This is a genomic window from Parasedimentitalea maritima, assembly GCF_005771405.1.
Classification (GTDB): Bacteria; Pseudomonadota; Alphaproteobacteria; order Rhodobacterales; family Rhodobacteraceae; genus Parasedimentitalea; species Parasedimentitalea maritima.
On the sequence record NZ_VAUA01000011.1, the window covers coordinates 65,226 to 77,290 of the forward strand.

Consider the following 12,065-nt stretch of genomic DNA (forward strand, 5'->3'; position numbering starts at 1 on the left):
TTTATACTGCCACTGGTGCGCGAATAGCGGGATCTGGGTCATATCCCAGAACCTCGAAATCGTCGTATTTGAAATCAAAAATGGAGCTAACCTGCCGCTTGATCCGGATCTGCGGCAATGGCTTGGGACTGCGAGACAACTGAAGCTGCACCTGATCCAAATGGTTGCTGTAGATATGTGCATCACCCAGCGTATGCACAAAATCCCCCACCTCATGGCCGGTCACATGCGCCAGCATCAGTTGCAACAGCGCATATGAGGCAATATTGAACGGGACCCCAAGGAACATATCAGCCGAGCGCTGATACAGCTGCAGGTGCAGTTTTCCATTCAGAACCCGCACTTGCCATAGGGTATGACACGGGGGCAGCGCCATCTGCGGCACATCAGCAGGGTTCCAGGCGGAAACGATCAATCGGCGACTATCCGGGGAGGTGCGGATGTTTTCAACCAGCTCTGCGATCTGATCTACGCTGCCTGCCCGATACATTGGCTCATCACCGGTGGTGCCCTCAATCAGATCCAGCCGAGGAAAATGCCGCCATTGATAGCCATATACCGGCCCCAAATCTCCATTTTCATCAGCCCATTCGTCCCAGATCGACACGCCGTTTGCCTTGAGGTAGCCGATATTGGTGTCGCCAGACAGGAACCACAGCAATTCGTGAATGATCGATTTCAGGTGTACTTTCTTTGTTGTAACCAAAGGAAATCCGTCAGCCAGTGGGTACCGTGTTTGCAGTCCAAAGCTGGACAATGTCCCTGTCCCGGTTCTGTCCGCCGAGGGTTCACCCTCTTCCAAAATCTGCCTTAACGCATCATGGTATTGCTGCACGGAACGGCCCTCCAAACTGCTGATATTCCTGTATTGGACATAACCGCTACAAAGGCCAAGGCCAAGCACTGCTGTACGCAAGTTAAATATTCAGCCACCACACCTCTTTGTCACTGGCGCCCAGCAACAGGCACAGTAAGCTGCGCCGCGAAACCAAGCTGGAGACCGTCATGTCGCTCACCTATCTGCACACAATGATTCGCGTAAAAGACCTCGAAAAAACAATCGCCTTTTTCGAACTTTTGGGACTAAAAGAAACCAAACGATATGACAGCGAGGCCGGCCGATTTTCACTGATTTTTCTCGCCCCTCCGGGACAGGAGGAGTGCCCGGTCGAGCTGACATATAACTGGGACGGCGACGACGAGCTGCCCAGCGACAGCCGTCACTTTGGCCATCTGGCCTACGGTGTCGACGACATTTACGCCACTTGTGCCCACCTGCAGGCCAATGGCATCACTATCAACCGCCCACCACGCGACGGCCACATGGCCTTTGTGCGCTCACCTGACAATATTTCTGTGGAGTTGCTGCAGAATGGTGATCGTTTGGCCCCAGCCGAACCCTGGGCCAGCATGGAAAACAGCGGTCATTGGTGATGTAGCGCGAACCCGCGCCGCGCCGTCTCCGTTTACCGGAGCGGCGTGGCGCGGCTAAAAGCTCGGGAAATCTGTGGTATGGCCATGGTCCGGTCGCTTCTGCAACCGTATCCACCTGCTTGTCCATCCTAGAAATCGGAGGCATGCCTGCGGTGATTGGCCCGGACAAATATCTTGTTCTCATTTTGCCCGTATGCGGTGTTATCTGGCAGATCAAACTGCCAACCGCGCCTTTGGGAACCTTGGCCCCCACCGGAATGATTTAGTAGATGTAACGGATCTGATCTGTCCAATACCGTTCAACACGCTTCAACGCGGTCGAGATATCTGCGATTCCTTCGATGTCGATAACACCTTTGCCTTCCAGGCCCTCAGCATGACGCGAGAACAACGACGCAACGATGTCACGCACTTCGCGACCACGGGGTGTCAGACGGACACGCACTGAACGACGATCGATTTCACAACGCTGATGGTGCATATAGCCCATTTCAACCAGCTTCTTCAGGTTGTAGCTGACGTTGCTACCCTGATAGTAGCCACGGGTTTTTAATTCCCCGGCGGTTACTTCGTTGTCACCGATGTTGAACAGCAAAAGCGCCTGCACTGCGTTGATCTCCAACACACCGACTCGCTCGAACTCGTCCTTGATTACATCCAATAGCAACCGGTGCAGGCGTTCGACCAGCGCCAGTGCTTCTAGATAGCCAGTCATGAACCCTTTTTGGTCCTGCTGGCCGATTGGCATTTCCATACTCATTCGTTTCTCCGACTCGAATATCTGAGACAGAGTTTGACGAAAATTTCCCAATAATCAGTTAAGTCGTTTTAGGGTTATTTTTGAAAAGTTTGCGATATCTCGTTAATCAAGTTCTGCAGGTTGTCTGGCCCGGCCGCTTGACCCGTCACCCACTGGTACAGATCCTGATCATTCTCGTCTAACAACGCGTCATACAGATCCAGCTGTACGCCATCCATCTGTGGTAGATTACGTTGCGCGTATGCTGACAGGATTATGTCCATTTCCTTGATACCGCGGCGCATCGACCGCATCTGCATCCGTTTCAGGCGGTGTTCATATGTCTCGCTCATACCTGCTCGCCCCGTTCCAGTAGCAAACGTATTTTTTTCTCCAGCCGTGCGGTACGATCAGCACCGTTTCGCATTTCGGTGCGAATTTCGCGTAGCTCATTCAGGATTTCCGAGAAATCACCAACTACCACCATCTCATCGATGGGCTGGCTCATACCTTCACCTTCGCCAGTGATCAGCCACTTAATAGATACGTTCAGCACGCCAGCCATCATCGACAGCTTATTTGCGCGTGGTTCTGACAGGTCCTGTTCCCAGCCCAACAAAGTGGATTTCTTGATCCCCAACCGGCGCGCCAGTTGGGCTTGGCTCATGCCCGCGACTTCGCGCGCGCCTGCAACCCGGTCACCAAAGGTCGCCGCATCGGGACCGTACCAATCATAATCCGCTTCACTCATGTCTGCTCTCCAGTTGGGGGCCAAGGTAAACGCTTGATCGGCCTTTGGTCGCACCCTATGACAGACCGGCGCAACATTCAAATCGAGGCCCCAATGCCGTTTTTGTCCACAACCCTTTCCCGCGTCAAACCTTCCCCGACCATTGCTATGACCGCCAAAGCTGCCGAGCTGAAGGCCGCAGGACGCGATGTTATAGGCCTCAGTGCGGGCGAGCCTGATTTTGATACGCCTCAGAATATCAAGGACGCGGCGGTCGCAGCGATTGCTGCTGGAAAAACCAAATACACTGCCCCTGATGGCATCCCCGAGTTGAAAAAAGCCATCTGTGCCAAGATGAGCCGTGATAACGGGCTGGATTACACTCCTGCCCAAATCTCGGTTGGAACCGGTGGCAAACAAACGCTGTACAACGCCCTGATGGCCACCCTGAACGAAGGCGATGAAGTTATCATCCCTGCCCCGTACTGGGTCAGCTATCCCGATATGGTGTTACTGGCTGGCGGCACCCCGGTTGCGGTCGAGGCAACTCTGGAAAACAACTTCAAACTGACCGCTGACCAGCTTGAGGCAGCAATCACGCCCAATACCAAATGGTTCATCTTCAACTCGCCCTCCAACCCCACTGGAGCTGGCTATAGCCGTACTGAACTAAAAGCCCTAACTGACGTGTTGCTACGCCACCCACATGTTTGGGTAATGAGCGACGACATGTATGAACATCTTGCCTATGACGGCTTTGAATTCTGCACCCCGGCGCAAATTGAACCTGCCCTGTACGAGCGTACTTTGACCTGCAATGGCGTTTCCAAAGCCTATGCCATGACCGGTTGGCGCATTGGTTATGCTGCTGGCCCGGTCGAACTGATCGCCGCCATGCGCAAGATCCAGTCCCAATCCACTTCAAACCCCTGCACCATCAGCCAATGGGCTGCTGTCGAGGCGCTGAACGGGACACAAGAGTTTCTGACACCAAACAATGAAATGTTCGTCCGTCGCCGCGATCTGGTGATCAAAATGCTGTCCGAAATCGACGGCATGACAGTACCAACACCTGAAGGCGCTTTTTACGTCTACCCTTCGATTGCAGGCTTGATTGGGAAAACCACGCCCAAAGGTACCGTGATTGACACTGACGAGGCCTTTGCAACGGCCCTCCTGGACGAAGCTGATGTCGCCGTCGTGTTTGGCGCGGCCTTTGGTCTTTCACCCAACTTCCGGGTCAGCTACGCTACTTCGGACGAGGCCTTGACAGAGGCCTGCACGCGCATTCAGCGCTTCTGTGCGGAGTTGGCATAACTATGACGGACCAGGGGAAAATCACCGCCAACCTACCCAGCCGCGACTTTGACAAGACCGAAGCATTTTACCAAGATCTCGGTTTTGAAACAGTGTATCGCGGTGAGGGCTGGATGATCCTGTCGCGAGACAGCATGATGGTTGAGTTTTTCCCCCATCCGGACCTGAACCCCAGTGAGAGCTATTTCTCAGCCAGCATGCGTCTACCCGATATCGACCTCATGCACGGTGAGTGGGCCAACCTCAATCTGCCCAGCGCCCAGGGCAACGTCCCGCGCCTTTCCGCCCCTTTTGAATTGGGCGGGGATGCTCCACGCATGTTTGCGCTTGTCGATCCAGATGGTAGCCTGTGGCGAGTCATGGAAGGCACGACAAACACATGAGTGCAGAATTACCCGACTACTATTTCCGCGTGCGCGACAACGGTGCCTTTGTGTACCGCGTCGACACCGAAAACCGTCAACGCCGTATTGAAATGGATCAGATCGCCGTTGTGAACATCCGCAACGGCGACATCAAACCCCATGGTGGCCGCACCCTGTCAGATCAGGATCTGGACGAGATCAAAACCTGGATGGCAGATCGCACTGCGCTGCTGGCTTCCCGCGACATCGACGACATTCACCGCGCTGTGGATTATCTCAACACCACCGCCCATTGGGCCCAGTCCAAGGCCAGTCCTGAACAACTCGAGATGGTTACCGACGATCTGCTGCTTGCCATGCACGACCTACGCACCGTTTTGGTGCGCAAAAAGGCGGATCGTTTGATAAAGGCGCGCGACGCGACATAGTCAGTGCCCTGCCCCGTTTCAGTGAATAAGTCACATGGCGCAGTCATCATAGAACCTGACCTGCATCAAAGCCCTCAACGCCTTTGACTGCTAACCTTCAACTATGTTCTGCAAGTTTGGAGGTTAGTGATGCGTATGGTTTTAGCGGCAGTTCTGTCTGTTTTGGCATCCGGAAGTTTGGCTCAAGATGTCGACGCTGGAGCGGATATCTTCCAACATTTCTGTGCTGGTTGCCACGGAGCGACCGCAGAGGGAGACGGCCCAATGGCACCAGTTTTGCTGGTACAACCCGCAAATCTGACAACACTCAGCGCGCGTAATGATGGAGAGTTCCCAATTGAACGTGTCGCCGCGCGTATTGACGGGCGCGATCCTTTGGTCAGCCACGGCAGCGATATGCCAGTCTTTGGCTGGTTGTTCGAGGACGAGCCTGTTGCTCTGAAGCTCCCGACTGGTCAACCCATGCTAACCAACCGCCCGGTTGTGGATCTCCTCAGCTGGCTGCAGACCATTCAAGAATAAGCGGTCGGCTCCACCCGTCAACGCAAGCACCGCTGCTTTGCGCGGTGACGGGTGGAGCCGTGTCAGTTGTGGCTTGTGACATGCCTGTCGACCATGCGCTGCACCATGGGTGCGAAATGCCAGTAGTCCGGGGTTTCCATATCCGTGCGTTTCCCCGCCTCATCCAGATAACGCACTGCGATGATCTGTTTCAGATTTGGGTTCCTTGCGAACTCAGCAACTTCCGCTGGCTCCATCGGACCACCCTGCAGATTGAGCGAGTGTACTGACGCCTCTGACAGTCGATTAAAATACTCAGGCTTGGTGGCGCAAAGATAACGTTTGGCAGCCACATGATAGCGCACGCAGTCGGTGATGACCGAGGGCAAAAACTGCTTTAGCACCTCGGCACCGGCCTCCTCGTGGAACCGGTCTTTGGTGTCCATCATCGAGAAGGTGCCAAATTCTGAGGTAAAGTGGCCAATGTCATGCAACAAGGCACCGACAATGATTTCCTCGGGTTGGCCATTCTGTTCAGCAATAGTCGCGCCTTGTAACATGTGCTCGCCCATGGTCACAGGCTCACCCAAATACTCTTCATCGCCGCAGCGCTCAAAAATCGAGCCCAGAAAGGCGACGATATTTTGTGGGGTCAGCTCGTCAATATCCGGCTTCATTCCGCGGCCTCCAGCAGCCCTGAACGCCGCATTGCATCATGGGTCGACCGCAGCCCGTCCTTGTCGGCGTAACAGCCCTGAAACCAGCGCGTACCTTCGCCGGAATAGCCCTTGCGCGCGTGCAACACGCGGGTGTTGTCCAACACAAAACTCTCGCCGGGTTCCAAGCGGAATGTGACCTCCATCGCCTCATCATCAATGATCTCACCCAACCGACGATACGCGGCATAATACTCAGCCATCTTGTCAAAAGGCACATCCGTAACAGCCGCCAGAGACCGGTTATTGAACCGAATACCAACCAGCTCACCATCTGGTGCCAGTTCGATCATCGGACGGCGAGACGTCAGGCAAACCCCATCTTCGCCAGCATATTCGAACCGCGCGCAGTGTTCCGCCAATACATCAAAATACGCTTCGTTTTCTTCGCGCAACCGCAGAGCAGCGGCAAACCCGTCCACCACCATGTTTTCGCCACCCGCAGCCGAGCTTTCAAGGCAATACAGCACCTGGATCGAAGGCACCGGATCCCGATACGGATTGTCCGTATGAGCCTGCAAACCAAGTCCGGTAAAGGCCAGGTTGGTCGGGTTCACTTCGGTGCGAACATCAAAATGCTTGCCGTAGTTGGTGTCGCGGACATAGCCAAACAGATCGACCACCTTGAACAAAGCACCCGCTTCAACCGGACCGTTCACCACTTTGCCAAACCCGTAACGCGTCACCAGTTCCAGCCAGTCACACAGGGCTTCTGGGTTTTGCGATAGAGCGGCGAAATCTCCGGTGGGAACATGGGACATCAACCCGCTATCCCAAGTCTGGATACCCTCTCCGGTCCAGCCGCGTGCAGCTGGTGGAGTCTGGTCGTAGGCATTGGCGTCCAGCCAATCCAGATCGAAGGACACAGTTTTCCCCTCCGGGGCAAACTCCACCTCCAACTGCCCCTCCTGAATGGCGGCGCAGGCGATACGGGTCTGCGCCGGAATATCGCGCAGCGTAATCATTCGCTGCCCATTGCCGGGCGCACGGGTATCGGGATCCTGCGCATTATCGCGCAGCCAGACCGCGTGAAACCTGCGGCTGCCGTTTGGCGTGACCAGAGTTAGGTGAGTGCCTGTGGGTTCAGTAGTGACGGTTGTCGTGGCGGTGGCCATGATGGCTCCTGATGCTGCTGGATACTACAAGACAACATCCCGGAACCATGCCATAAGGTCAAATTACCAATAGACCACCTGAGCATCGGATCTCCTAATGACAGACCGTAATTTCAAGATGCCGCCGCTGGAATGGATCCGCGCATTCGAAGCAACCGCAAGACTGGGCAGTTTTACCGCAGCAGCAGCTGAAGCGGGGCTGACACAGTCAGCAATCAGCCAACGGATTGGGCATCTGGAAAAACTGTTGAACACCGCTCTGTTCCACCGCCGCTCGCGTACAATCGCGCTAACACTAGAAGGCGAAGCCTGGTTGCCACATGTACGCGCCTCTCTGAACAGCCTGCGGGACAGCTCTGAGGCGCTGTTTGGGGCCGTCCGGGGCAGCCTGACCTTTTCAGCCAGCCAGTCGATAATTGACCTTTGGCTGCAACCCCGGCTTCATCTTCTGCGCGATCTTTCCACGGCCTCAATATCTGTGCAGACCATGGTTCTGGGGGCGCATAGCGCGCCCCAGGATGACGTCATTCGCATTCGATACGGATCTGGCGACTGGCCCCATGACTACAAACTAAAGCTGTTTGATGAGAAAATTATGCCCGTTGCCTCTCCCAAACTGTTGAAGGGGCAGGACCACTGGACCCAATGGCCACGTATCGCTTGCTCCGGTCCCCGACCTGGATGGAATGACTGGGCATCACGGTTTGATACGCCAACAACACCACTGCCGAAATGGCGGTTTGATACTCTTTTGCCAGCCCTTGGCGCCGCGCGGGTGGGCATGGGGGTCCTGCTGACCTCACAGGCGCTCTGCAAAGCTGATCTGGCATCTGGGCGTTTGGTCCAACTGGGCAGCGACATCTTGCAACACCACGAAAGCTATTGGCTCCTTGCCAGCCGCGATGCCGTTTCGCGCGCACAGTGGGAAAAACTGGCGGCTGCCATGCGGCATCCCCTAGGTGACGATTAACGCGGGTCCGCGTTTTCTTTTGCCACGCCAACCGTGCCAATTACCCGCCCCCAAAACCGCAGCATCAAGAAAACCGAGGCACAGCCCAGACCAAGCACCAGCCCCGACCAAACCCCAATACCGCCAAATCCCAACACAAAGCCCAGCACATAAGACGCGGTAATACCAACACCCCAATAGCTGAACACCCCGATCAACATCGGCACTGTGGTGTCCTGCACGCCGCGCAGCAGTCCCAGTGCGATGGCCTGCAAACCATCAACCAACTGGAACAAGGCCGCCATCGCCAGTAACCCAACTCCAACAGCCAGAATTTCAGGTTTCTGCGGATCATCCCCATTCATGAACAGGGACATCAGCAACTCGGGCGTCGCCAGAAAAAACACTGTCGCGATCACCGACATCAGCAGAGACATTACCGTCACCACCTTGGCCCCTCGCGCCATATGCTCCCTGTCACCTCGCCCAAAAGCATTCCCAGCCCGGATGGTCGAGGCATTGCTCAGCCCCAGATGCACCATGAAGGTCAGCCCAGCCAGCGACGAGGCAATCCCATGTGCCGCCAGTGCCACGGTGCCCAACCAGCCCATCATCATTGCCGAGGCCGCAAACAGGCTGACCTCGCTCAGAGTGGTCAGTCCGATGGGGATGCCCAACCGGAACACTTCCCGCAGCATCTCCCAGTCGGGACGTTGAAAGTTTTTCAGCAAGGCATGCTCTGGCAACACCTTCAGCGCGTAGATGATGATTGCTACAAAAGACACGACCTGCGTGCTAAACGAGGCAATAGCTGCGCCACGCACGCCCAGTTCGGGCGCGCCGAAATTACCAAAGATCAGTATGTAATTGACCAGCGCGTTCATCAGCGCAGCCCCTAAGGTGACCCAAAGCACGATCTGTGTCCGCTCCAGCGCGGCCAGGTAAGATTTCAACACCATCACCAAGAGGGCAGGAAAAATACCCCAACCCGCAACCCGCAGGTAATCGGCCGCCATTTCCGCGATCACCGGGTCTTGCCCCAACAGATCAAGAATCGGCCGCGAAAAGATCAAGGCAGGCATGGCAACCACACCATACCCCAGTGACAACCACAGTCCCATGCGGGTACAGCGACGAATCTGCCGGTCTTCCCCCGACCCTGCTGCTGCCGCCACCATTGGCATCACCGCAAAGCCAAAACCTGATCCAAACAGGAACAATACAAAGAAGTAGGTCGAGGCCAGTGTCACCGCCGCCAAGGCTTCCACACCATACCAACCCAACATCACCGTGTCGGTCAGGCCAATGGCAAACTGCGCCACATGACCACCGACCAGCGGCAGTCCAAGCGTGGCAATAGCGCGCGTATGACCAGCAATAGTCATCGGCGAATTTGGTTGTATTATCTTGTTCATACCCAAGCCTTAGCAGAGCGCTGGATTGGGGCAAGTCAAACTGTTCCCCCTTGGGCTGAGACAGGACTGTGCTAGATTGCACAGGTTCAGACCCGGAGCTTTAAATGACCGACCCCTTTGCCCTGCTTATCCCCGAGGCCAAGACCTTTTTGACCCAACTCGCAGCCAACAACACCCGCGATTGGTTCACCGCCCATAAACCACAATATGAAGCCCAGCTGAAAAACCCGGCATTGTTGCTGCAAGAGCAACTGCTGGCGGACCTGGCCAAAACCACAGATGTTTCGGTGACGTCTAAACTGTTTCGCCCGCACCGCGACGTTCGTTTCTCCAAAGACAAAACACCCTATCACACCCATCTTCACATGTTCTGGATGCTCCACGGCCCCGTGAAAACGGCTTTCTTCCTTGGCATTTCCCCCAGCTATTGCCGGATCGGCGGCGGCGTAATGGGGTTTGAAAAAGATCAGCTCACTCACTGGCGCGCTGCAGTCGATGGCAAAGCAGGCGGCACAATCTCCGCGCTATTGGACAACCTCTCTCAGGATCAGTTCAATGCAGAAGATCCCGAGTTAAAGCGCGTTCCGGCCCCCTTTGCAAAGGACCACCCACAGGCCTCACTGCTCCGCCGCAAATCCTTGTCGGTTTGGCGTGACCTGCCTCAGACAGAGTGGTCACAGCCCCTTGCCGCTCTGAACACTGGGTTTTCGAAAGTATCGCCGCTTTGCAAAGCCCTGTCCCAAATGCTCACGTAAGGCACAACATCACCCCAACAGCGACCTGACCGCTCGCTTCATCTAGCCATAAATATCCTGGGGGAGGCCGCAGGCCGGGGGCAAAGCCCCAATAACCCACCCCAGCCAACCTCACCCGGCTTGTGCCAGACGCGCCACCGCCGCAATAGCCTCATGGATGTCCTCCGCCCGACTGCGATGATTGGTGATCGCGGCCCGCAACATCACCATTCCATCCGCGCGCGTGGTTGAAAACACTGCCTCACCACTTTCTTGCAGGGTCTGGGCAATCTCGCTGTTCAGCAGAGATTGCGCCTCCGGTGCAAGATCAGTACGCGCGGTGAACACACAGACATTTGACACCACCGGCGCCGCCAGCCGCATGTTGGGGTGTGCCGTCACCTCATCCGCCATTAAGGCCGCCAAACGGCAATTGTCGGTGATCGCAGCCCCCAGCGCTGCCTCGCCATACATTTCCAGCGCAGTCCAGACTTTCAAAGCGCGATTGCCGCGCGACAGATCGATCCCATAGTCACAGAACCACGGATCCCCCCCCGCCAGCCCGCGCTCCGCTGCTTCCAAATAGCTGGGGCGCGCCGCAAATGCCGACCGATGCGCGGCTTCATCCGCAATCAGAACCAGCCCGCAGTCATAGCCAACATACATCCATTTGTGGAAATCCAACGCGAGACTGTCAGCTCTTCCGATGCCGTCGCTCAATCCTCGCCAGGGGGCATCCGCAATCCGCGTCCAGGCGCCAAAGGCACCGTCCACATGCAGCCAGAGATCCTCGTCGGCTGCCACCTCCGCCAAGCCGTTCAGATCATCATAGGTGCCCAGGTCCACCGAACCGGCCATCCCCACCAGCAAAAACGGCAGTGCCCCTGCGGCCCTGTCCTTTGCAATATGCGCCCGCAACGCAGCCAAATCCATTTGCCCATCAACCAGCGGCACCAATCGGAGGTTCTCAAACCCTATCCCCAGCAACTCCAGCGCCTTGCGGGTGGCATTGTGGATCCCCTGCCCCGCATAGACCGTCAACCGGGTAGTCCCCTGTCCGCTTTTGCGTACCTGTGGCATCACCCGCACCCGCGCCGCCTGAAAGGCAATCACCGTCGCCTGCGAGGTCCCGGCCACCAGCACTCCACTGGTGCCTTCGGGCATGCCCATCTTTTGACGCGTCCAGTCAATCACTGCGCGTTCCATGTAATTGGCCCCGTGGTCACGGCCGCCAGTATTGGCATTGATGACCGCCCCAGCCATGCCCGCAATCAGATCCGACGCCAGCCCAGTGCCCTGCACCCAGCCCCAGAACCGAGGATGGATATTTCCGCCGTGAGAGGGCAGAACCTCATCCGTGATCCGGTCAACGATCTCAGCAGTACTTGATCCAGACGCCTCAACTGCATAGCGCTCCTTCACCGCCTCAGGCACCTCCTGCCAAGGGCGCTCAGCAACCTGCTGCAATTGATCGATGCTCATCTCCAGCATGCGATGGGCCTCAGCCCGGAAATCCTCCCAGTTGTCAGGATCCAATCCGCAATTCTTCGCGCTGTCATTTGCCATGCTAATTCCCTTCTTTGGACCTGATAGTGTTGTTCTATCTCTGCACAGACAAGGCA

The 12,065-nt window shown here is 56.2% G+C and carries 15 protein-coding genes; 7 read left to right on the forward strand and 8 right to left on the reverse strand.

From position 1 onward, the window contains the following. Position 1 precedes the first annotated feature (1 nt). The gene (locus FEE96_RS19335; protein ID WP_138164773.1) at positions 2–835 is read right to left on the reverse strand and encodes a thymidylate synthase; all 834 of its coding nucleotides are present in this window, start codon (positions 833–835) and stop codon (positions 2–4) included. A gap of 170 nt (positions 836–1,005) precedes the next feature. Here FEE96_RS19335 and FEE96_RS19340 point away from each other — a divergent pair, with 170 nt between their 5' ends. Then, on the forward strand, positions 1,006–1,434 hold the full coding sequence (locus FEE96_RS19340; RefSeq protein WP_138164774.1) for a VOC family protein: 429 nt from the start codon (positions 1,006–1,008) through the stop codon (positions 1,432–1,434). 262 nt (positions 1,435–1,696) lie between these two features. Here the strand turns inward: FEE96_RS19340 and FEE96_RS19345 are convergent, their stop codons facing one another. From FEE96_RS19345 to FEE96_RS19355, 3 genes are all read right to left on the reverse strand, one after another. Beyond that, positions 1,697–2,194, reverse strand: coding sequence for a MarR family winged helix-turn-helix transcriptional regulator (locus tag FEE96_RS19345; protein ID WP_171021760.1), 498 nt, complete (start codon positions 2,192–2,194; stop codon positions 1,697–1,699). Between the two features lie 74 nt (positions 2,195–2,268). Beyond that, positions 2,269–2,526 (reverse strand): succinate dehydrogenase assembly factor 2, encoded by a 258-nt coding sequence (locus FEE96_RS19350; protein ID WP_138164775.1) that lies wholly within the window; start codon positions 2,524–2,526, stop codon positions 2,269–2,271. Further along, a complete protein-coding gene (locus tag FEE96_RS19355; RefSeq protein WP_138164776.1) occupies positions 2,523–2,924 on the reverse strand; it encodes a helix-turn-helix domain-containing protein in 402 nt (133 codons plus the stop codon). The genes FEE96_RS19350 and FEE96_RS19355 overlap by 4 nt, the downstream gene beginning before the upstream one ends. 93 nt (positions 2,925–3,017) lie before the next feature. Between FEE96_RS19355 and FEE96_RS19360 the strand changes: the two genes are divergently transcribed. The 4 genes from FEE96_RS19360 (at position 3,018) to FEE96_RS19375 (ending at position 5,535) form a co-directional block, all read left to right on the forward strand. After that, a complete protein-coding gene (locus FEE96_RS19360) occupies positions 3,018–4,220 on the forward strand; it encodes a pyridoxal phosphate-dependent aminotransferase (RefSeq protein ID WP_138164910.1) in 1,203 nt (400 codons plus the stop codon). A 2-nt stretch (positions 4,221–4,222) separates the two neighbouring features. Continuing rightward, positions 4,223–4,603: a VOC family protein gene (locus tag FEE96_RS19365; protein WP_138164777.1), complete on the forward strand. Its 381-nt coding sequence runs from the start codon at positions 4,223–4,225 to the stop codon at positions 4,601–4,603. Further along, the gene (locus tag FEE96_RS19370) at positions 4,600–5,013 is read left to right on the forward strand and encodes a hypothetical protein (RefSeq protein ID WP_138164778.1); all 414 of its coding nucleotides are present in this window, start codon (positions 4,600–4,602) and stop codon (positions 5,011–5,013) included. The genes FEE96_RS19365 and FEE96_RS19370 overlap by 4 nt, the downstream gene beginning before the upstream one ends. Positions 5,014–5,142: 129 nt before the next feature. Then, positions 5,143–5,535: a c-type cytochrome gene (locus tag FEE96_RS19375; RefSeq protein ID WP_171021761.1), complete on the forward strand. Its 393-nt coding sequence runs from the start codon at positions 5,143–5,145 to the stop codon at positions 5,533–5,535. Between the two features lie 62 nt (positions 5,536–5,597). Here the strand turns inward: FEE96_RS19375 and tmpB are convergent, their stop codons facing one another. Both tmpB and tmpA read right to left on the reverse strand, forming a co-directional pair. Further along, entirely contained in the window at positions 5,598–6,191 is a 594-nt protein-coding gene (gene tmpB, locus FEE96_RS19380) for a (R)-1-hydroxy-2-trimethylaminoethylphosphonate oxygenase (RefSeq protein WP_138164780.1), read from the reverse strand. Next, positions 6,188–7,345, reverse strand: a complete 1,158-nt coding sequence (tmpA, locus tag FEE96_RS19385) for a 2-trimethylaminoethylphosphonate dioxygenase (RefSeq protein ID WP_138164781.1) — start codon at positions 7,343–7,345, stop codon at positions 6,188–6,190. Before tmpA ends, tmpB begins: the two co-directional genes overlap by 4 nt. Positions 7,346–7,442: 97 nt before the next feature. Here tmpA and FEE96_RS19390 point away from each other — a divergent pair, with 97 nt between their 5' ends. After that, a complete protein-coding gene (locus tag FEE96_RS19390) occupies positions 7,443–8,315 on the forward strand; it encodes a LysR family transcriptional regulator (RefSeq protein WP_138164782.1) in 873 nt (290 codons plus the stop codon). Here the strand turns inward: FEE96_RS19390 and FEE96_RS19395 are convergent. Then, positions 8,312–9,709: an MATE family efflux transporter gene (locus FEE96_RS19395; RefSeq protein WP_138164783.1), complete on the reverse strand. Its 1,398-nt coding sequence runs from the start codon at positions 9,707–9,709 to the stop codon at positions 8,312–8,314. The two genes, FEE96_RS19390 and FEE96_RS19395, sit on opposite strands and share 4 nt — an antisense overlap. Before the next feature lie 104 nt (positions 9,710–9,813). Between FEE96_RS19395 and FEE96_RS19400 the strand changes: the two genes are divergently transcribed. Then, the gene (locus tag FEE96_RS19400; protein ID WP_138164784.1) at positions 9,814–10,464 is read left to right on the forward strand and encodes a TIGR02453 family protein; all 651 of its coding nucleotides are present in this window, start codon (positions 9,814–9,816) and stop codon (positions 10,462–10,464) included. Positions 10,465–10,575: 111 nt separating this feature from the next. Here the strand turns inward: FEE96_RS19400 and FEE96_RS19405 are convergent, their stop codons facing one another. Next, complete coding sequence (locus tag FEE96_RS19405) at positions 10,576–12,009, reverse strand: pyridoxal phosphate-dependent decarboxylase family protein (protein WP_138164785.1); 1,434 nt, start codon at positions 12,007–12,009, stop codon at positions 10,576–10,578. Positions 12,010–12,065 lie beyond the last annotated feature (56 nt).